Source organism: Deltaproteobacteria bacterium (genome assembly GCA_016208165.1).
Classification (GTDB): domain Bacteria; phylum Desulfobacterota; class Desulfarculia; order JACQYL01; family JACQYL01; genus JACQYL01.
Genome location: JACQYL010000013.1, coordinates 19,907 through 41,504, shown reverse-complemented (window position 1 = coordinate 41,504; position 21,598 = coordinate 19,907). Strand labels below are relative to the sequence as shown.

Here is a 21,598-nt window from a genome sequence, read left to right as displayed (position 1 = left end):
AAAGGCGGAAGTTCAGTCTACGACCACGGCCAGGAACGCTTCCAAACACTCCGGATCGAATTGCGATCCGGACACTCGCTCTATCTCTGCTATGGCCTCCCCCCGCTCCATAGCCTTGCGGTAGGTTCGATCCGTGGTCATCGCGTCATATGCGTCGGCTAACGCCATGATGCGGGCGCCCAGGCAGATTTCATCACCCTTTAGTCCGTCCGGATAGCCCGTCCCATCGATGCGCTCGTGGTGCTGACGAATGATACCCCTCGCCTCCGTAAGAAAGTCGGCTTCCCGGATCATCTTCTCGCCGATGACGGGGTGCTGACGAATTTGCTCGAACTCCTCGGCTGTCAACCGTCCGGGTTTGGTCAAAACGCTTCCGGGTACGCCGATTTTGCCCACGTCGTGCAACGCCCCTGCGAAACGTAAAATCCTCAGTTCATCCTCGGGTAGTCCCAAATGTTCCGCCACTCGAACGGAAAGCTCCGCCACACGCTCCGAATGGCCGCGCGTATACGGATCCTTGGCCTCGATCGCCATGGCCAGGGCCCGTATGGTTGCCAGGTAACTCTCTTCAAGACGGCGCTCGTACAATTGATTGTTGACGGCTACGGTGGCGGAATCGGCAATGTAGGATAAAATCTCCGCTTCTTTTTCCGTAAACGGCGCTCCGTCTTTTTTTTCGCAAATGTGTATGACACCCAGTCTGGATCGTGCGCCCATAAGCGCGGCCTGCATAAAGGGGGCGTTAACCAGGCCCTCGAAACTTTCTAGAATTTCCGAAGCCTCCTTGGAGCTTCCCTCGTTAATAATCCGGACCCCTCCAGTATGAAAGAGCCCTGAGCACGCTCCGTTGCCCGCCGGAATCCGGAGGTTTTTTACTTCATCAACGGCTATCCCCCGACTTGTTGCTATTTCAAAATGCGTCCCATCTTTATCCAGTAGCATCACGAGGACCCGATTCGACGGTATAAACTCTGAGATCGACTCCAAGATGCTCTCGAGAATCAGATTCATGGAATCCAGGCTGTTCAAGCGGTTGGCCAGGTCGAACATGGACCGGATGATTCGAGTCTGCTCCGCCACCATCTGCTTGAGTTCTTCGTGATACCGCTGTTTCTCTTCCTCGAGGAGCCTGTTGCGTATGAGCACGCGTTTATAATCAATCGCCTTTTCCACCGCCAAAAAAAGCGCGTCGCTATGAACCGGTTTAGTAAGGTAATCGAATGCGCCTCTTTTCATGACCTCAACGGCGGTTTCCAAGTCAATAAAACCGGTCAGCATGATCACAGGGGTGATCGGATCCGATTGACGGAGTTTTCCAATCATTTCAAGTCCATCCATTTCCGGCATCTTGATGTCGCACAGGACCGCGTCAAAGGGCTTTTCCCTCAAGATGTTTAGGGCCTTGGCGCCGTTCTCGGCTTCCGAAGTTTCATAACCCAGACTGCCGAGCCGTAGGTTCAGCACCTTACGGATGCCCGCCTCGTCGTCAACAATCAGTACCCTGCCAGTCATTCCGGTGTTACCTCTATCACGCGCAAATCGCTTCGCGCCTTATCGAGTATGTCTGCGTTTGAATTTGGTTCGAAGGCAGTCTTAAGGATAGTATCCTAAGACTATATTTCTGCATCGGCACACATCGCAAATAGTTTATGAATTATTTTGTAAACAACATGGAAATGAAAGAGACGCGTTGGTTGTGCGCCTTGTTCGACAAGGTAAGCCTCCGAATTAGGGAGTAAAAAAAGGTTTTCGCACATGTAAGCCCTACTGAAACCTTCCGGGTCTTTTTCGGCAAGGACGCCGGCGCTTCACTTCGTACGAGTTTGGTCAAGGAGGGGTCGCGGACATCCGCATTTCCACTAGACGTTACGAACGGGCATCAGGTTGCAGCGGCATCCGACATGCATTTTTAGCTGGTTCAGCAGGTCGTACTCGTGTCCGTAAAAAACCCGGCCGTCGTGCTTTGCACATTCGGAACACACTTTTTCATCATGAGACGCTTCCCACTTCAAGGCCGGCAGGTTGGAGCGCCCGGCGTCATAGATTACCCTTCTCCACACGGCGCGCTTCTCGATCTCGAGTTGTCGCGCCGCCTCCTTGGTCAAAGCGCCCCCGTAGGGAAGCTCGGAGAACCAGTTCCCGTTCCGAAGGATCAGGTCGTCGATTTCGGTCTCGGCGTTCCTCACGAAGGCCGAAAAAGGGATCGGTGCGTTTTCTCCTTCCTTCGTCTGCGTTCCCGGCCTTTATGGCCAGGCCCGTGCCATCAAAGGCAATGACTTTCTTCACCCGCTGCCTGAGAAGATCCAGAGAGGAGGGTATGTCCGGGTACACGCCTTTGCCGATGGCGACCGTGAAAGGAGGCAACTGTCCCAGGTTTGTAATGACCACGGTATCCTTGCCGCACTTTTTCGCAGCTCTGAGGGTTTCCGACGGCTCGAAACCCACAAGCGCGTCCGCCTCGCCGTCCGAAATGATCGTACTCTCGACGTCTCCGAAAAGAACGGCCGATTCCACAACGCCCCCCCTCTGAGCCATACCGTGAATCTCGCTCATCCGCACCGGAACGTTGGCGGCAAGAGCCGCTTCCCCCAGCACGCGGGAAGCCAATAGATTACCCTGGCCGCCCACGGCCACTATGATCAATCTGATTGGATCCATTCTAACCTCCTAGGCCGTCTTGACCGGCAATATGGCATTTTCCGGACATATCTGGGCGCATACCGCACAACCGATGCACACGTTCTCGTTTATCTTGACGCGGTCGTCTTCGAGATAGAACGCCGGGCACCCCAGGTCGTTAATGCAGACCCTGTGATTCGCGCACTTGGCCTCCGCCACGTGAAAAGACCGCGTTTTTTTCGCGTCCGGCAGCACTTTGGCGTAGAGAGGGCAGATTTCTCGAGAAATGATGACGGACACCCCTTTAAACTCGACGGCTTCCTTGACGGCTTCCTGAGTCTTCTTGAGTTTCAACGGTTCGACTACGGTTACGTGTTTTACGCCAAGGCCTCGGACCACGGTTTCAATATCCACGGTGGAGTACCCTTCGAAACCGAGCGGCCTCAAATCCACTCCGGGGTGGGGTTGGTGACCGGTCATGGCGGTTGTGCCGTTATCCAGTATGACCAGGGTAAAATTGTGGTTGTGGTGCACCGCGCTCACCAGACCGGGTAATCCCGAATGAAAAAACGTCGAGTCTCCGATGAAAGCCACCACCTTTCTCCCCGTGGCTCGGGCAAAGCCCGCCGCCGTGCCTACGCTGGATCCCATGCAGATGAGGAAATCGGCCATGGAGAGCGGGGGAAGGAGGCCCAATGTGTAGCATCCGATGTCCGTGGGATAGATGGCGTCGTCTCCCAGGACTTTTCGGACGGAGTAGAAAGTGGCCCGGTGGGGGCATCCCGCGCAAAGGTTCGGCGGCCGCTGGGGAATTTCGGGCAAACCGGCGGCGCTGATGGATTCGGACATGGGTTCGCTCAGACCGAAGAAACGAGCCACATTCCGACGCACGAGAGCCGGATCGAACTCAAACAGGCGGGAAAACAGTTCGTCGCCTTTGCCCCGGATCGAAATCGTGCAGCCGGCTTCTTGAGCCGCGGCTTTGACACTTTCCTCCATGTACGGCTCGCCTTCTTCCACCACGAGAACACGCTCGCACCCTTTGAGAAACTCCTGGACCAGGCCGTTGGGAAAAGGATGGGAAAACCCGACGCGCAATACTTTCGTTCTTTCTGAAATACCCAGTTCCTTCACCGCGTCTTGTACATAGTTATAACTGACACCGTTGCACGCAATGCCCCACTTGCCGTCCCCCGAAATCCGGTTCCATGGTGACCTGTTGGCGGTCGCCAATGCCTTGTCGTAGTTCTGCAAAAGCAGCTTATGGAGGTTTCTGGAAACCGCGGGCACGGTAACATAGCGAAACGGGTTCTTTTCAAAGTCGCCCCGGGTTTCCCGTCGGCGAATATTGCCCAGTTCCACGACAAACGACGAATGATTGATCCGCGTCGTGGTGCGCAGTATGACCGGCTCCTTCAGTTCTTCCGACAGATCGAAAGCGTACTTCACCATCTCCTTGGCTTCATCGCCCGTGGAAGGCTCGAGGATGGGCAGTCCGGAGAGCTTTCCGTAGTAGCGGTTGTCCTGTTCGTTCTGGCTGGAAAACATGAAGGGATCATCCGCGCAGACGATCACGAGACCCCCTCGAACTCCTACATAGGCGAGAGTCATCAGCGCATCGGCCGCTACGTTCATGCCCACATGTTTCATGACGGCCATGGAGCGAAGGCCGCAGACCGCCGCGCCCGCGGCGATTTCCAAGGCTACTTTTTCGTTGGTGGAATACTCGAAGTACAGATCCGTTTCGTGGGAAATCCGAAACAGATATTCGCTGATCTCGGAAGAAGGCGTGCCCGGATACGTTGCTCCGAAGGCCACGCCGGCTTCTATAGCTCCCCGGGCAATAGCCTCGTTGCCCAACATGAGCATCTTCTCCCCTGGAGAATCGGTCAAAAGCTTGTGCATACACTACCTCTCTTTGGCTGACCATTCCATGGTCCACACTCGGCCGCAAGCCCCTCCATGAGGGCGCCTCGAGCCCCTTTCATAAATCAAATCCGATGGGTCGCCCTCCCGGGGCATCATCGCTTGACAGGATCTACCTCTCGTCGATCACGCGTTTGGCTTTCCCCTCGCTCCGGGGGATGCTGTTCATCGGAACAATGGATATGGGCACCGTGATGCCAATGACTTGAAGTATTCGATCCGATATCAAGTCCGCTAATTTTTGCACGGATTCCTTGCCCGCTTCATAAACGACCCGTTTGGCTTCGGCTTCAACCAGCATGACGTCCAGGTAGCCCTTTTTCCGCACCCGAATCTGATAGTGGGGCTCCATGTCCTTGAACTCCATGATCACGCTCTCCACCTGGGAAGGGAATACATTGACCCCGCTGATGATGAGCATGTCGTCATCCCGGCCGGTTATTTTGTCCATGGTGATCAGGGTCCGACCGCAGTCGCATTTCGTACGAACCAGCCTGGTAATGTCTTTCGTCCGGTACCGTATCAGGGGCATGGCGCGTCTCTGGAGAGCCGTGAAAACCAGCTCGCCGGTTTCGCCCATCGGCAGCGGCTGGAGCGTTTCGGGGTCGATGACCTCCGGATAACAATGATCTTCGTTGATATGCAGGTTGCGGGCTTCGCATGAAAAGGCGACGCCGGGGCCCATCATTTCGGTCAACCCGTACGCTTCATGCGCAATGATTCCCATGCGTTTTTCGATTTCGTCGCGCATTTTCGGTGTCCAGGGTTCCGCGCCGAAACAACCCACTCGGAGCGGCAACGATTTCATGTCGACGCCCATCTTTTCCGCTTTCTCCGCAATAGTCAGCGCGTATGTCGGCGTAGAGAACAGCACGTTGCTCCCGAAATCCTGCATAATCACAATCTGTCGTTCCGTCAGACCGCTCGAAGTCGGAACAATCGCGCACCCGATTAATTCCGCGCCCAAATGAAACCCGAGCCCCCCGGTGAAAAGCCCATAGCCGTAAGCATTCTGGCACAGGTCATCTTCTCGGACGCCATGCGAATACAGTGTGCGCGCCATGCAGTTGGCCCACTGATTACGGTCTTCCCGACTGTACGGCCCTGTAATGGGTTTTCCGGTCGTTCCCGAAGAAGCGTGGATACGGACGAGATCCTTCATGGGTAGGGCGCATAGCCCAAACGGATAATTATCTCTCAAGTCATTCTTGATCGAAAAAGGAAATCGGGCAAGATCCTCGAGCTTTCCCACCGACGTGGGCTTCAATCCCGCATGATCAAAGGTTTTTCTGTAGAACGGCACCTTTTCGTAAACCCAGGCCAGCGTCTCTTTGAGCTTCGCCAGTTGAAACTTGGCCATTTCCTCGTAAGGCATGGTTTCGAACTTTTCATCCCAGAACTTGGACATGTCTAACCTCCTTGGAATGCGGGTGTTGTCTCTCCGGGTGACCCCAAGCAGTCCGCGTGGCTTTGCGGCGCACCTGCGCGTTCTCTAAAAATGCGGGCCGCGCGCAGGTCAAGACCCGTGGTTATCCTGTGCCGGCGAACAATATAGCCATATAATAGCCATAAATTAGCTATTTTTGAACCTACCGTAAGCCTAACCGCTTGTCAACGTTTATACTGTCAATTTACGCGCCGGCCAACATCTTTTCTAAACATGCAATGGTCGCTCCCGTATGTCGAAGAGTCACTTCGGAGCAGGCGAATGAGGTTGTGTCGCAATCTCGGAAACGTCATTCCGGACGAACGCAGTGAGATCCGGAATCCAGAAAAATTCAATTGGTCCAGTCGATTCCGGATTCCGCCCAGCTCCCCGTTGTACGGGGCTTGGCCGGGATGACGAATTTTGGCGCAGCATCGAGTGCCGGAGCCGTTTTCATATCGTTTTCACGGCGTCCGTCATTACAGCCAGCACCGGAAATCCCCCGTGATCCAGGAGAACCGTGCTGCGCGGGTTCAGATGGAGGGCCTGCGCGGCCCTCCATCCGGGGACGAGTATCAGCACACGCCATCCGCCATAATCGGCCCGGATCTTTCTCCCGATTTCCCTGTACAGTTTCGCCGGATCCGACCCCGTGGACACACGCTTACCATAAGGCGGATTTATCGCCAACACGCCGGAATCAAATGGAGCCTTGGTTTGAAAAAAATCGGCCGTCTCGAACGCAACCCGGTGTTCAATTCCGGTGCGCCGGAAGTTTTCCTCCGCCGCTCGAATGGCGTCAGGATCGCGATCCCGACCGAGTAACCGAAGCGGAGGCGCGTTCCGTTCGGATTTTGCCGCCTCTCTCAGCAGGTATTCCCACGATTTCGGGCGAAAACAGGGCCAACGCGTAAACGCAAAATCCCGACGGAGTCCGGGGGCCCGGTTGTGTCCCATGAGGGCCGCCTCGATGGGGAACGCTCCCGAACCGCACATGGGGTCCAACAGAGGCTCTTCACGGCGCCAACCCATCAGCAACAGTAAGCCGGCCGCCATGGTTTCACGAATCGGCGCATGATGGACATCCTTACGATACCCCCTGAAATGCAAAGGCGGTCCGGACATGTCCAGACTCAACAGGCACTGGTTCCCCTCCATCCTCACGTATACTTCCTGCACTTCGGGAAGCCGTTCGGAAGGGCCTTCAGGTTCCACGAGCATCGGTCTTTTCAGTCCTAGCTCGTTGAAGCGGGCTTGAATCCCGTCCAGGATCGCCTTCTCCACTCTTTCCGTGTGGCCGGCGCGGGAATATCGAACCACGGTTCTGAACGACAGCAGGGCGCCCGGCGCCAGGAGTGTTTCCCAGTACATCTTTCGGCTTTTCGAAAAAATCTCCTCGTACGCTCCGGCTCGAAAGCGGTCCACCCGCATAAGTACGCGACCGGCCGATCTAAGCCATAGATTCGCCGAATAGCCTGCTTCGAGCCGGCCGGCAAACGCCACTCCACCGCGTATGACGGTCAGAACTTTGGAATCCAGAGCGGACAGCTCCGCGCGGCAGGCGGCCTCGAGACCCGGCGCGCATACGGCCAGGAAGTCGTGGTCTCGACTCCAAACATGGCGTTTCGCCCTCCGCTCGATGGATAATTCGGTCATCTCGTTGTTCACGGGGGAAACCTTCCGCAGCCCCGTACTCCCTTTCAGAACTCTTGTAACCGGCGCCGACCGGCGGAAGACGCCTACCCCGATTCGTAGCGGCAGGGCATGCCGTGCCTCCATACCTCAATCTCGGTTGGCGGTAGCCTCTCAGACGGTCGCGGGAGGTCCGGAAACCGCTTCCAAACCACCTGTCTTCCGGCTTGATTTCCGTACCGTCGCTCCGGCGATCCGAACGTTAGCCGGTTTCCTCGGACGTCGAATGGTTCTCGGGAATCCACATCTTCACCGCGGGCAGAAAAGCGTACGCCGGAAACGCCAGCAAAAAAGTAAAGGCGAAATAGAGGCCGTATCCCATTTCCGTGGTGGCCCAGCCGCTCAATGCGCCCGAAAGAGATCTTGCCAGGCCGAATAACGCGCTTAATAGCGCGTATTGAGTGGCGGCCATCTCCTTACGGCAAATGCTCATCAGGAACGCCAGGAACGAGGCGGTACCGAGACCCCCGCAAAATGATTCTATGAGAGAAGCGGCGTACACGCCCCAATGCCCTGTAAACGGCATTTGGGCCACAACCGCATACCCCAAATTGCTCACAGCCTGCCAGAGCCCAAGGACCCAAAGACCCCGGAAAATTCCCTTCCGGGTCGTGTACACGCCTCCTGCCAGCGCCCCCAGAACCGCGGCCACAATGCCGAACGTTCCAGTGATCAAGCCGATCTCCGTACTTGACAGCCCCCTGTCCACCCAGAAAGGCCGGACCATGGGTCCCATGGCCATATCGCCCAGTTTGAAGCAGAGCACGAAGGCGAGCACGGCCAATGCCTTGGGCCGCGTAAGGAAATCCTTGAACGGCTTCTTGACCGCCTCTGTGATGGTTGACGCGGGGACGTCTCCCACGTAAGGCATTCTGAGCACGCATACGGCGCACAAAACCATGATCGCCGCGGAACCGGCAAACACCCAATTCCATCCGATCCATCCCCCCAACGCAACCATGGCTCCACCGGACAAAATGAGGGCCGCGCGATAGGACGACACCCGGACTCCGTTGGCGGCGCCCATCTCTCTTATGGAAAGCAGCCGAATCGTGTAGGCGTCCACTGCGATGTCCTGAGTGGCCGAAAACGCGGCCAGCATCATGATGCATGCCCACAACAGGAAGGACGGTTCCGACGATTTCACTAACGCGAGGCTTACCATCAGACCGGCGATCCCGAGTTCAGCCACCCAGATCCAGTTACGAACGCGTCCCCAATAGTCCACGAGCGGGGCCCACAAAAACTTCAAGGACCAGGGCAATGTGGCCAGACTCAACAATCCGATGTCTTTGAGCGATACGCCCGAGAACCGGAAATACACGGGCAGGATATCCATGACCGTGCCGAAAGGAAATCCCTCCGCAAAATACAATACTCCCACGAGCACGAGTTTAAAGCGCGAGGTCACGACTTGGGTCCTTTCAAGTGCGCCCGGCCTCCGCTCAGGAATCGTCTCAGATCATCACGCGTATTGATATTGAAGAAGGATTCCAGCGCCGGATCCGCTTCCTCCACCTCCTTGCGATCCACATAGCGAACCCGGACCTCGGGAAAAAAGCGAATGACCTGGCGAAATCCGCTCGTAATCACGGATTCGACGGCCTTCAGGCACCGCTTCGAATATACGGCATGGAGCGCTTCGAGCCAGCCATCGATTCGAGGCACCACCACGTCATATTCGTGACGTAAACCCACCAGGAGGCGAACCAATCGGGGATTCAATTCCGGCATGTCGCAAGCCACCACAAAGGCGTACGGCTCTTGAATGGTCTTCAAGGCCGTGTGAATTCCTCCAAGGGGCCCGAGGCCTTTTACCATATCCTCGACCGCGGGCAGACCCAGGAACGAAAAGACGTGTGGTTCATTGGTCACGATGAGACAGCTGTCAAACAACGTATCCAACGTCCGAACGACCCGTTCGATCAGTGTTTCACCCTTGACCACGGCCAGAGCCTTGTTCTCGCCGAACCGGCTGCTCCGCCCGCCGGCGAGGATCACGCCGGCGACATCGTGGTGCTTCTCATTCGGAATGCGTTCCTCGTTCGGCATTACCACCACCGGTATCATCGTTTAGAGTCAAGAGCACGAATACCACCTTCCGCAAAAGCTCATTCCGTGCCGCTTCCCATTCTTCCGGAAAGGATCCGGGTAGGCCGGCCACAAAGACACGCCTTTCTTCAGCTATCCGCCGGCTCCGTTGTGCGAATGCATTGCGTCAACACCAGAGACACCAGACTCAGCACTGCGCCGCCAATGAACGGAATCCTGTAATCCACCATCCAAAGAGCCCCGCCCACGGCGGGGATGACCACCGCAGCCACGTGATTGATCGTGAAACCGACAGCCATGGTTGGGGCCACGTCCCTTGGATCTCCGATCTTCTGAAAGTACGACCGGATGGCGATGGCAAAATTGAACAGGACGAAATCGAGGACGTACATAACGGCCGCCACAACCCTGCTTTCGGTATATGCATAAGTCAGAAAAATGCCGATCAGGCCGGCGTACTCGAGGGACAGCACTTTTCGTTCGCCGAAACGATTGATGGCCTTCCCGATCAGCGGGCTCGCAAAGTAATTGATTACATTGTTGATAATGAATAGAACGGTCACTTCCTGCACCGTAAAGTTGAATTTCTTGACCAGCAGGAAGACCCCAAAGGCGATAAAAACCTGTCTACGGGCTCCCCCCAAGAACGTCAGCGAATAGAAAAGCCAGTAGTCGCGTCGGAAAACCATTTTTTTGCGCTGGGGAGGGAGCGACCGGTCCGCAGGATCCTGACAGAGGCAAAACATCCCGCCCAGCAAGATAACGCCACCCAAAACCATATACATTTCGCCGTAATCCAGCCAGTTGGCCAACACCAGGATCACCAGGCCGACACCGATGTTGGCCGCGGATGCGATGCCACGTAACTTCCCGAATATTATAGGAGATTTCGCTACGCTGAAATACTGGAGCGTCAAAGACTGATTCACGGTCTCGTAGTAATGAAATCCAAAGGACATGATGAGCGTAGTGACCACGAGGCCGAAATAGCTTGGAAGCAATCCCGTCGACGCAACTCCCAAGCCCAGAATGAGAACCGAGAGCGCCGCAAGCCTGTGTTCCTTGACCAGCAGCAGCAGATAAACTACCAGCAGGGAGAGGAAACCCGGTACCTCCCTCAACGACTGGATCATGCCCATCTGCTGACCGTCCAGGTGAACCACGTCCACGGCGAAGTTGTTGATCAGGGTCTGCCACCCCTGCAAGCCTGTAGCTGAAAGGATCGTAAGCACCAGCAGAAAGCGATACATTTCCCCATATTCCGCCGCGCCTTTCGAACCAAATCTCATGGGAGCAGGTCCAACATGTCGATGCATGCGCGATCACGGATCATGAGGGCCGCTCGTCGAGTTTCGGCATATGTCCGGCGCTTCGGGGATGGAGTACATCGGGCAGTTCACCTCCGGAGCGGAAGATCCGCACTCGTTCCACGAACTGCTGCATGGCGTCACGCATAAAGCGATTGCTGAATGTACTAGAATGGGGCGTAATCACCACTCGGGGATGAAATCTCAACGGATTGTCGTCCGGCGTGGGTTCCTCGCGAAGCACATCGAGACCGGCCCAGGCCACGGTTCCCTGATCCAAGCCGCGGATCAAAGCGGCTTCGTCTACCGTCTTGCCCCGGCCAAGGTTGATGAACAGGCAGCCGGGTCCCATGACGGGAAAGAGACGGTCGTCGAAAAAAGCCTCCGTGGCCGGGCTATAAGGAAGTAGGTTCACTACCACCGCCGCACCGGGAAGCACCGTTCCGAGGTCACCGACCGGACACCAGGTGAGACCGTCGACTGCTTCGGAAGGGATGCGCCTTCGAACCCCGATGCACCGAAGACCCAACTCGCGAAATCTACGCACCACATGCAAGCCGATAGAGCCGCATCCCACAATGACCGCTGTGCGGCCTTCCAGGTCCACGGTTTGGTTCACCATCTCGTCTCTCCACCAGCCGTTCTCCTTTTGCCTGCTCCGGCTGTAGAAAAGACCTCTCGAAAACGCCAGGACCAGCGCCACCGCCTGCACGGCCATGGGAATGCCGTGATATCCGGAAGATAGCGTCACTCGTATCCCCGAAGCGGCCAGGGCGGGAGAATCGATGTAATCCGAGCCCGCCGCGGGGGTATGAAGCCATTTCATTCTGGAAGCGTTGGGAATCCATTTGGAAGGGAAAATCCAGCCGCAGTATATTTCCGCCGCTGCAAGAGCCTCGGAAAAGCCCTCCTGCGCATGACTCTTGAAAACGATCTGTTCATCGGGCAGCGCAAGGCGCACGGTTTCCTGTAAATCATCGTTCAGCGCGAAAAAACGGATCGGATGCGCCAGGTTCATCAGTATGGAAGGGAGCATGAGATTCGGCCTCCGGGCGACACGGGCGGACGCTATCACCTGAAGCGAAGTTATTTCGCTTCTCCGAGCACGTCGACGTTTTCGAGTTCGTAAATATACAGCAACACTCCGCAAATGCTGAATATGATCGGACCATAAAGGATCCCGAGAATTCCGAAAACCTGAAGTCCGCCCATTACCGACAGGAAAATGAGCAGTGTCGGGATACCCCCTTTACGCCCTAGAAGTTTGGGTCGCACGATGTTGTCCACCACGGACCCAAGAAGAATGTTCCATATCAGAAAGAAGACGAGCATGCCATATCTGCCTTGAATCGCCAGATAGACGGATATGGGAGTCCAAACCAGGGCCGTGCCCACAATGGGAATCATAGAACTTATACCGCTGACCGCTCCCCAGAAAAAGCCTTGGTAGCCCGCAATTGCGGATGCCACACCAACCACGAGGCCCTGCAGCAGAGCGGTAATGAAGTTCCCGAGCACCGTCGAGCGGCTCACGGTGGCAATGCGCTGGAGCACTTTGTCTTTATTGTCCGCGGACATGGGGATGCTGTGAAGACCCCGGTCCAGCATGCTCCGGCCCTCTTTGAAAAGGAAGAACATGATGAACACCATCAGAAAAAACTGGATCAACAGCGACGTCACATTGCCGATGATGGACGTCAGGTTTCTCAGGAGCACTTCTCCCATGGTTTTCGAGAACTGGACGATGCTTCCCTGAATATCCAGCTTGTCGACGTCCACGTACGGTAGGTATTTCTCGAGAAGCAGCTGCAACTTGCCGAGCACGGCCAAGTGCGAATAATCCCCCAATCCTCCTTCTTTCACCCAGGCGACGATGCCGTTGAAAAGCAAAACGCCCTGTTGAGCCATTGCAACAACCAGCAGCACCAGCGGCACAAGCACTCCCAACACGATAACGATGCACGTACACAGGGAAGCCAGGGAAGGAAATCTATTCTTGAATGTACTCAGGATACGCAGATGGAGGGGATGGAAGAGTATGGTAAGCACGATCGCAATGATCAACGTGTGCAGAAACGGGCTGAGTAATAAATAGGCCAGGTACAGCGCCAGGGTCAACGCCGCGTAGAGAAAATAACGACTCAAATTGGAGGAGGCCTGGGATGGAAACGTGTTCATTTGAGATCCTTTACTGTCTTGAGTCTATTTGGTACCGCATCCCCTCCCGGACGCCGTCACCTCCGGCGAAATTCGTTTACGGCGGAAACGGCGCGTGCTCGATACAACCCACCCCTGGAACATCGTCGGCTCAGCGAAACGCCCTATGCGAACATGGCGGTCAACGCGTCGGCCACGGCCAAACCCCGCCGCGATGACCGATATCCTGTTTCCGTTCGTACCAGAAACCCGTCGTTTGTTAATCGGTTCAGAAGTTGTTCGTCCTTTCCGGCAACAAGCGTTTCCGGACCTGGCTTCAGAGTCTCCGGACGAAGTCCGAAACGCGTGCGAAAACCGAAAAAGAGCCGCTCCAACCGGAGCGCCTCCCGATCCAGGATTTCAGAACCTTCGACAGGGCTTTCTCCGCTCGATAACCGATCCAGATATCGGTTCAGATTCCGATAATTCCAACGGCGGCTGCGCCCGTCGAAAGAATGAGCCGAAGGACCCAACCCCAGATAGGGGACATGGGACCAGTATTTCTCGTTATGTCTCGAGCGAAATTGGGCTTCACGGGCGAAATTGGACACTTCATACTGCTCGTACCCAGCCCTAGCCAATCGTTCCCCGGTCTCCCAGAAAAATGAAAACGCCTCGCTTTCGCCGATGGGCGTGAGTCGCTCTTTTTCCTTCAGTACATGCAGTCTGGTTCCAGGTTCATAGGTCAACTGGTAACAGGATATGTGCTCCGGTTGAAATTCAAGGGCCCTGTCCAGATCTTCTCGCCATTGGTTCAGGTCCTGGCCCGGAACGCCAAAGATCAGATCCAGACCGAGTTGCTTCACACCCGCCTCACGCGCCAGTTTCAGTGCATTGAAACCGGTGATCCCGTCATGCCGGCGTCCGAGGAATTCGAGGAGCGGATTTTGAAAGGACTGCACTCCCACGATGATCCGGTTCACTCCCAGTTCTCCGGAGGCCCGCAGCAAATCGACGGATACATCGCACGGATTCGCTTCCATCGTGATTTCCGAGTCGGAAAGAAACGAAAAGCGTCTAAGGAGACCGGATAGCAGTCGTTCGAGCAGGGGAATGGGCAATAGACTGGCCGTGCCGCCGCCGAGATACAGACTGTCCCACTGAGGCCGGAGATTGGAGTGTGAATCCGCCTCCTGAAGCACGGCCTCGACATATTCGGTCATGCGCCCCAGTTGAGTGGTGGATGCGAAGTCACAGTAAATGCACTTCTTCCTGCAAAAGGGCACATGGACGTACAATCCGGGGAGTTGGGAACAAGGCTCTATGCCGTTTGCTTCGCCCAATTTCAGTCCCGATCGGTCTTGAGGACTGAGACAAACGCGCTCTGGGGGACCACCACCTGCCCGATCATTTTCATCCGCTTTTTCCCGGCCTTCTGTTTTTCGAGCAGCTTGCGTTTCCTCGTTACGTCGCCCCCGTAGCACTTGGCCGTAACGTCTTTGCGGAAAGGGCTGATCGTGGATCGTGCGATGACTTGACCGCCTATGGCCCCCTGGATGGCAACCTTAAACATATGTCGTGGAATTTCCTCTTTCAGTTTGTCGCAGGCCTGCTTGGCCCGGATCCGGGCCCGATCCCGGTGGACGATATGGGTAAGGGCGTCCACGCGCTCTCCATTCACCAGGATGTCCACTTTAACGAGGTCGCTCGATCGGTAGTCCAGAAGCTCATAGTCAAAAGACCCGTAGCCCTGGGTAACGGTCTTGAGTTTGTCGTAAAAATCATAAATCACTTCGGCGAGAGGCAGATCGGCCGTCAATTCGATCCGGCCGGTCACCGGATAGTGGTGGCGCAGATTGACGCCTCGACGTTCCCGGCACAAGGTCATTACCACGCCCATGTATCGTTCCGGCATCAAGATCGTGGCTTTGATAAAGGGCTCGAACGACTCGTCGATGTCCGCCGGATCCGGGTACAGCGCAGGATTGTCTATGGTGATCAGTTCCTTGCTCTTGATTCGGAACTGGTATCGCACGCTTGGAAATGTCATAATCAATGACTGATTGAATTCTCTTTCCAGTCTTTCCTGAACCACCTCCAGATGAAGCAGTCCCAGAAAACCGCACCGGAAGCCCAGTCCCAACGCCACCGACGAGTCTTTCTGATACGTGAAGGCGGCGTCGTTCAACTGATATCTTTCGAGAGCGTCGCTCAGGTCTTGGTATTCGTCCGAAGCCACCGGGTAAAGGGAGGAGAAGACCATGGGCTTGGCCTCCCGAAATCCCGCCAGAGGCTTGTCGCATGGGCGTTCGGCCAGAGTGACGGTATCGCCCGTCCGCGTATCTCCTACGCTCTTAATGCCGGCAATGATGTAACCGACTTCGCCTGCGGTCAGATTCTTTGTAGGTTCCCGGTCGAGTCGAAAAAACCCGACTTCTTCCACGCGATAGTTCTTTTTTGTGCTGAAGAGGCGGATCGTATCACCCGCCTTCACCTCACCTTCCATGATCCGGGCGTGAATGATGGAGCCACGAAACGAGTCGTACTGGGCATCGAAAATCAGGGCCGACAGCGGGTTGTCAGGGTCTCCTTTTGGAGCGGGAATTCGAGACACAATCGCTTCCAGAACAGCCTCGATACCGATGCCTTCCTTGGCCGAACAGAGGATTACCCCGGCGGAATCCAAACCGAGCTCCATTTCGATCTCTTCCATGACCCGATCCGGTTGAGCTGAAGGAAGGTCGATCTTGTTGATGACCGGGATGACGACCAGATCCAACTCCAGCGCAAGATACAAATTCCCCAGTGTTTGCGCTTCCACTCCCTGGGAAGCGTCGACCAACAGCAAGACGCCTTCACATGACGCTAAAGCACGGGACACTTCATAACTGAAGTCCACGTGCCCGGGGGTGTCGATCAGGTTCAATTCATATTGCTTTCCATCTTTGGATTGATACGGCAGCGTTACCGCCTGGCTCTTAATGGTAATGCCGCGTTCACGTTCGATGTCCATACTGTCCAGGATCTGGTCTCGAAACGAGCGATCGTCCACAATTCCGGTGAGCTGAATCATGCGATCGGCCAGGGTGGATTTTCCATGATCTATGTGTGCAATAATACTGAAGTTTCGGATGTACTTCATTATGTATACCAGGATTTCCTTCCAGATGTTGCTCGGATTCTCCGAGCCGTGGACGTCCCGGATCGGAATACGGTTTTATTCCTCTCGATCCCGAAAAAAGGCGCGACGTCCCGAAAACCGTTGACAACCGAGGTCTGATGAAATATCAGACGAGTGTTTAGCAATAGAGGCCTAAGACATAGTCGATAATCAAGCGGGAATCAAGTCATGCCCAACGTGGCGGTCATCGGCACCCAATGGGGTGACGAAGGTAAAGGCAAAATCGTAGATCTGCTGACCGGACATGCCGATCTGATCGTTCGCTTTCAGGGAGGCAACAATGCAGGTCATACCCTTCTGGTTCAAAACGAGAAGTATATTCTTCATCTGGTTCCATCCGGCATTTTGTACCCGGAAAAGCTGTGCCTCATCGGTAACGGCGTAGTCGTGGATCCCTATGTGCTCAGGAACGAGATTTCGGGACTGCGCAAGCGGGGCATCGAGGTGACTCCGTCACGCCTCAGGGTAAGCGCACGGGCGCATATGATCATGCCCTACCACAAGGCCCTGGACCTGGCCCGGGAGGAAGCCCGGGGTCCGGTGAAGATCGGAACCACCGGCCGCGGCATCGGTCCGTGCTATGAGGACAAAGTGGGGCGCCGCGGCATCCGCTTTATCGATTTCATCGATCCACAAGGATTTATGGAACGGTATCTGGCCAACCTTTCCGAAAAGGAAAAGTACTTACGCTACGTTCTGGGATCGGATTTGCCTCTGGAAGCCGAAGGCGAACGGGAAACCCTGATCGAACTGAGTCGTGAGTTGGCGTCGTACGCGTCCAATGTTTCCGTCGAGATTCAGAAAGCCGTGGATTCCGGCTGTAGCGTGCTTTTCGAAGGGGCCCAGGGAACGCAACTCGATATCGATCACGGAACCTATCCATTTGTCACCTCTTCCAACCCGGTGGCCGGTTCGGTCTGCTCGGGCGCCGGTGTAGGCCCCAGGATCCTGGACTGTGTCCTGGGGGTCGTCAAGGCCTACGCCACGCGCGTGGGCGCCGGCGTGTTCCCGACCGAACTGCAAGACGACACCGGAGCGTACCTCCAGGAAAAAGGGGCCGAATTCGGGTCCACAACAGGCCGAAAGCGACGCTGCGGCTGGCAGGACATGGTAGTGCTCCGCGAGGCGGTGCGCCTGAACAGCCTAAGCGGCTTGGCCATCACCAAGCTGGACGTGTTGAGCGGTCTGGACACCATCCGCATCTGCACGGGTTATGAAAACGATGAAGGTTTCCAGAAAGCCATGCCGCCCAGTCTCGAACAGCTCGAGAAGTGCAGGCCCATCTATGAGGATCTTCCCGGCTGGAGCGAGCCCATTGGCGAAACCCGCTCTTTTGCGGAACTACCCCTTAATGCCCGGAATTACCTGCGCCGGATCGAAGAGCTGTCCGGCGTTCCCATAGACCTGATCTCCGTCGGTCCCTCCAGAGAGCAAACCATCACCGAACGGAATCCCTTTGATTGCGGCCATAGGACATAAATCTCCGAGAGTTGGGGGCATCTCAAGTAGCAGATGCCCCGAGCATTTTTCAGAAGGCCGTATATCTGACTTATCGTTTGCCGTTGATACCTATCCGGTGACACTGTTGACGCAGGCGGGCCGCCCGACCGGATTCCTTCCCGTCTCGATCGTAGAGCCCACACCACCATCAACATCTTTCCCTGAAATAGCCGTATTGACCTCGTTCATGGGATTGACGAAACCGGGACGCTCTGCTAAATGGGTACGAAAATAACACAAGGCGGATGCCCATGGAGACCAAGAAAATTAGCAGGAAGCAGTTGCTGAAGGAACCGGACGAATTTATCTCCCTTTCCACGAGAGCCGTCAATTACATAACAGCCAATCCCAAGAAGGTGACGAACCTTTCCATTGCGGTCCTGGGAGTGCTTGTTCTGGCGGTCGTCGGCTTCTTTTTCTTCAAACATCAGGCCCAATCCAATCGACTGGAATTCAACCAGGTCCTTGGCCAGGCAAACGCCGAAGAAGACACGAACAAGAAAATCGAAATCCTTAAGGGATATCTGGATACCCATTCCGGCTCCGAAAGGGGGGCCCTCGTCGCAGCGGAATTGGGAGGCGCGTACTTCAAAGCCGGGAACTACGAATCGGCGGCTGTAACGCTGGAAAGGGCCTTGAAAGGGCTCGAATCGTACCCCAAATCCCGAATAGCGGTACGCCTTGCCCTGGCGCAAAGCTATGAAGCTCTAAACCAATACGCCCAGGGAGTGGAACTGCTTCTGAAAAACGAGAAGGAGCAGGGAGACTTTCTGAAAGAAGAAAATACCCTCGTTCTCGCCAGGTTGTACAGGGGGGCGGGAGATGTCGAAAAAGCCCGCGCAATGTATGAAGCGTTTCTGAAGACCTATCCGCAATCCGCTTCAAAGGAACTGGCTGAGTCGCTATTGAGACAGTTGGGAACCGAGGGTGGCGGTCCGGCGCCGTCTACCTCGACGCCCGGTTGAAATCATGTACGCATCGCTTTCGGCGGTCGCCCACGCTGAAACCGATGCGCTCAGGCATCGGTTGATCCCGTTTCGTTTTTGAGTTTCGGTCTGTTCAACAATAAGGTGCTCCAACCTCCTTTTCTGAGATGTTCCAACAGGTTGAGGCCGCGATCCTGAACAAGGCGCTTGAGGGCGTGATCTGTTTCAAACCCGGCCAAACCGGATAGGATGAGATGACCTCCCGAAACCAGCCGCTTTCCTAACGTTACACCGAAGATCGCCGCAGCGCCCGGATCCAGATTGGCCAGGATGAGGTCGTAACTCCCCAGGACATCCTGCAGGTCTCCGCGGAAGATGGTTACCACGTCCTGAACGTTGTTCCACCCGACGTTTCTGCGGGCGGTGGCCGCTGCCGTTTTTTCAACTTCGACGCCCAACACCGTCCGGGCCCCGAGCAACGAAGCGGCAATGGACAGAATGCCGGAACCGCAGCCCGCGTCCAGAACACGGGCCGGGCGACCCCCTTCAAAGAAGGATTCCATCAGACCGAGGCAACCTCGTGTTGTGGGGTGGCGACCCGAGCCGAATCCCGGACCGGGTCCCAGGTAAATCGTATCCTCCTGACGCCGGAGACCCGCGTCTTCTTTCACGTGCGCCACCCTAAGCCGCTTTCCTTCCCAAATCGGAATGGCCGATGCGGATGACGCCGGGAGCTTTTCACATGATGAGGCGCACACGGTATTCGATCAGGCGGCGGTTGCTGAAACCGTTTCTTATTTCCGGTCATTCCCGCGAATGGCGGAAACCCACACCTCGGGTTTTCAGACCTGTTAGGTCTTCCGGAACAGGAGATGTGCAACATCGGACACCGCGTTCGGGCAGTGGGCTATGTGGAGCGCAGAGCAACGGGTGAGGGCGATTTGTCGCGAGGGGAACCTTAGATTGAACCTCCAGGTGTACGGCTGCTTATTTCTTTAGATTTAAGCATAACATACCCCATACACCCTGGCAACACCCCGGCAAGCGACGTCTTGTGCCAAAAACCGCAGAAATGAGAATTGGAAGAGACTTCAGAGGGCTTTGCGGTCCTCACTTTCCAGACACGACCGGATTCCGGATTCCAGATTGTAAAACACCCTGTCCCATCGATATCTCTCCCTTGCCAGTGTTCTCGAACGATCCCTTATCGAGGTCCAGGTTCTTTCATTTTGAAGCAACTCGCAGGTGTCCGCCGCCATGTTGTCCGCCGTATCGGAAACGAAGAGATGCTCCCCATCTTCCACGCCGAGTCCCTCCGCGCCCACGGCCGTAGTGACCACGGGAACGCCTCGGTACATGGCGTCTATGATCTTTACCTTCATGCCGGCTCCGAATCTCAGAGGCGCCACAAACACACGGCATCGCGAGTAGTAGGGTTCAAGATCTTCAACAAATCCCGTTAAACGGATATCTTTCCTGTCACGAACGAGATTTCGCAGTCTTGCTCCCGGCTCCCGTCCCACCACGAAAAACGTCAGATCCGGATGCCGGGCTTTGAGCGTATCCCAGACTTGGGATATGAACCAGGTCAAACCATCCAGGTTGGGCTCCCATGCCGGCGTTCCTACGAAAAGGAGGGCCTTTTCCGTGGCGTGAAAGTCGATATCGGGAAGATCCAGATGTTCCTCGTTCCCCAGGTGGTATGTTTCGATAAACTTATCTCGGGGTATTCCGAGTCCCGCAAGACTTTGGATATCGTTGGGCGCCGCAAAAATGGCGCAGGACGTTTTGCAGCAGTCCCTTTCCGCGTTTTTGATTCTTCTCGCCTCGATCAGAAGGATCATCTTTTTTAGCACGTTCTTTTCGACTTCGCAGAAGCGGGACCAGATCACATACTCCGCGTTGTGCTCGTGCAGAAGTACCGGACGAGGGCAATCTCGAGGCGCATAGGGAAACATGAGGCTGGAATCCAGCAGCAGCGCATCGTAGTTTTCGGCAACCTGACGCACATGTTTTTTGAGCGACGGAGAATAATTCCGATAATAGGAAAGAGGCAATCCGTGGAGATAGCTCAACAGCAGATTCCACACGTTTCTTTTTCTGTCGAGGACCTCGCCGTGGAAGTGGGACAATCTGATTTTCGAGGTAAACTCGTCCACGTGGGTCGGATCTGCTTCCGCCAGCACGGTGACGATCCCCAGATCGTGGTGTTCCGAAAGGTACTCCACCACCTTCCACCGCTTTATGGCTCCGCCGCTCGTGGGAGGATACGGCAATCTGTTGGAAAGAAAGAGGATCTTTTTCAAGAATGCTTCCCGAAATGGACGAACCGGCGGGATTCGAATTCATCCATAGGTTGAAACAAAGAGGGTTCGGCCGCAGGACCGCAAGAAGAGCCTATTCACTCGGCGCCTCGCGGCCCATCCGTTCCGATACCCCTTGAGGTCCGGGAGGACCGTCCTTCTCGTAGGAGACGATCCGTTATCGAATTTCGCGCGCGTGGTCTCCTGTTCCGTCACGCCTGCGCATCCAGGCCCGTGCTTTCTTCACGATTCGATGTATAGCAGAACCCGGATCTCACCCCAAGGCTTTTTCGATCCAATCCACTCGGGGCCTAGCCGATCCTTCGGCAAGAGATCAAAGTCGTGCATGCGCCTTGCATCGGGACGCTGCAAGGGCTCTCAACTGATGGATACTGAGTTGGAGTCTCGCGGGAAATACATGGTTGACCCCATTTAGCCCTTCTTTCCTCTCAATTACATTGAGTTCATCCCGGCGGGGATTCGGATGATTCCCCTAGCTCCTTGGCGAATAGTGTAAAATCAGATCCATC

At 55.6% G+C, this 21,598-nt stretch carries 17 protein-coding genes; 2 read left to right on the top strand and 15 right to left on the bottom strand.

What is annotated here, in order from left to right; translation table 11 throughout:
• Positions 1 to 12: 12 nt before the first annotated feature.
• The 13 genes from HY788_02465 to lepA all read right to left on the bottom strand — a co-directional run bounded on the left by HY788_02465 (position 13) and on the right by lepA (position 16,300).
• Entirely contained in the window at positions 13 to 1,512 is a 1,500-nt protein-coding gene (locus tag HY788_02465) for a response regulator (protein MBI4773039.1), read from the bottom strand.
• 347 nt (positions 1,513 to 1,859) lie between these two features.
• Positions 1,860 to 2,060, bottom strand: coding sequence for a hypothetical protein (locus tag HY788_02460; GenBank protein ID MBI4773038.1), 201 nt, complete (start codon positions 2,058 to 2,060; stop codon positions 1,860 to 1,862).
• Complete coding sequence (locus HY788_02455) at positions 2,038 to 2,658, bottom strand: indolepyruvate oxidoreductase subunit beta (GenBank protein ID MBI4773037.1); 621 nt, start codon at positions 2,656 to 2,658, stop codon at positions 2,038 to 2,040. Before HY788_02455 ends, HY788_02460 begins: the two co-directional genes overlap by 23 nt.
• Before the next feature lie 9 nt (positions 2,659 to 2,667).
• A complete protein-coding gene (gene iorA / locus HY788_02450; GenBank protein MBI4773036.1) occupies positions 2,668 to 4,524 on the bottom strand; it encodes an indolepyruvate ferredoxin oxidoreductase subunit alpha in 1,857 nt (618 codons plus the stop codon).
• Positions 4,525 to 4,657: 133 nt separating this feature from the next.
• Entirely contained in the window at positions 4,658 to 5,953 is a 1,296-nt protein-coding gene (locus HY788_02445) for a phenylacetate--CoA ligase (GenBank protein MBI4773035.1), read from the bottom strand.
• 471 nt (positions 5,954 to 6,424) lie between these two features.
• Positions 6,425 to 7,750 (bottom strand): hypothetical protein, encoded by a 1,326-nt coding sequence (locus HY788_02440; protein MBI4773034.1) that lies wholly within the window; start codon positions 7,748 to 7,750, stop codon positions 6,425 to 6,427.
• A 115-nt stretch (positions 7,751 to 7,865) separates the two neighbouring features.
• The gene (locus tag HY788_02435; GenBank protein MBI4773033.1) at positions 7,866 to 9,074 is read right to left on the bottom strand and encodes an MFS transporter; all 1,209 of its coding nucleotides are present in this window, start codon (positions 9,072 to 9,074) and stop codon (positions 7,866 to 7,868) included.
• Complete coding sequence (locus HY788_02430) at positions 9,071 to 9,715, bottom strand: molybdenum cofactor guanylyltransferase (protein ID MBI4773032.1); 645 nt, start codon at positions 9,713 to 9,715, stop codon at positions 9,071 to 9,073. The genes HY788_02435 and HY788_02430 overlap by 4 nt, the downstream gene beginning before the upstream one ends.
• A 128-nt stretch (positions 9,716 to 9,843) precedes the next feature.
• Positions 9,844 to 11,031: an MFS transporter gene (locus HY788_02425; protein ID MBI4773031.1), complete on the bottom strand. Its 1,188-nt coding sequence runs from the start codon at positions 11,029 to 11,031 to the stop codon at positions 9,844 to 9,846.
• A gap of 13 nt (positions 11,032 to 11,044) precedes the next feature.
• Positions 11,045 to 12,058: a D-2-hydroxyacid dehydrogenase gene (locus HY788_02420; GenBank protein ID MBI4773030.1), complete on the bottom strand. Its 1,014-nt coding sequence runs from the start codon at positions 12,056 to 12,058 to the stop codon at positions 11,045 to 11,047.
• 50 nt (positions 12,059 to 12,108) lie between these two features.
• Positions 12,109 to 13,200, bottom strand: coding sequence for an AI-2E family transporter (locus HY788_02415; protein MBI4773029.1), 1,092 nt, complete (start codon positions 13,198 to 13,200; stop codon positions 12,109 to 12,111).
• Positions 13,201 to 13,343: 143 nt separating this feature from the next.
• Positions 13,344 to 14,501 carry a radical SAM family heme chaperone HemW gene (gene hemW / locus HY788_02410; GenBank protein MBI4773028.1) on the bottom strand — a complete coding sequence of 386 codons (1,158 nt, stop codon included), beginning with the start codon at positions 14,499 to 14,501 and terminating at the stop codon, positions 13,344 to 13,346.
• A 2-nt stretch (positions 14,502 to 14,503) separates the two neighbouring features.
• Positions 14,504 to 16,300, bottom strand: coding sequence for an elongation factor 4 (gene lepA, locus HY788_02405; GenBank protein ID MBI4773027.1), 1,797 nt, complete (start codon positions 16,298 to 16,300; stop codon positions 14,504 to 14,506).
• A 207-nt stretch (positions 16,301 to 16,507) separates the two neighbouring features.
• Here lepA and HY788_02400 point away from each other — a divergent pair, with 207 nt between their 5' ends.
• Complete coding sequence (locus tag HY788_02400) at positions 16,508 to 17,818, top strand: adenylosuccinate synthase (protein ID MBI4773026.1); 1,311 nt, start codon at positions 16,508 to 16,510, stop codon at positions 17,816 to 17,818.
• Between the two features lie 272 nt (positions 17,819 to 18,090).
• Positions 18,091 to 18,804 (top strand): tetratricopeptide repeat protein, encoded by a 714-nt coding sequence (locus tag HY788_02395; GenBank protein MBI4773025.1) that lies wholly within the window; start codon positions 18,091 to 18,093, stop codon positions 18,802 to 18,804.
• Between the two features lie 50 nt (positions 18,805 to 18,854).
• Here HY788_02395 and HY788_02390 read toward each other — a convergent pair whose 3' ends face one another.
• Both HY788_02390 and HY788_02385 read right to left on the bottom strand, forming a co-directional pair.
• Positions 18,855 to 19,436 (bottom strand): 50S ribosomal protein L11 methyltransferase, encoded by a 582-nt coding sequence (locus HY788_02390; protein MBI4773024.1) that lies wholly within the window; start codon positions 19,434 to 19,436, stop codon positions 18,855 to 18,857.
• A 420-nt stretch (positions 19,437 to 19,856) separates the two neighbouring features.
• Positions 19,857 to 21,071, bottom strand: coding sequence for a glycosyltransferase (locus HY788_02385; GenBank protein ID MBI4773023.1), 1,215 nt, complete (start codon positions 21,069 to 21,071; stop codon positions 19,857 to 19,859).
• Between the last annotated feature and the right edge of the window lie 527 nt (positions 21,072 to 21,598).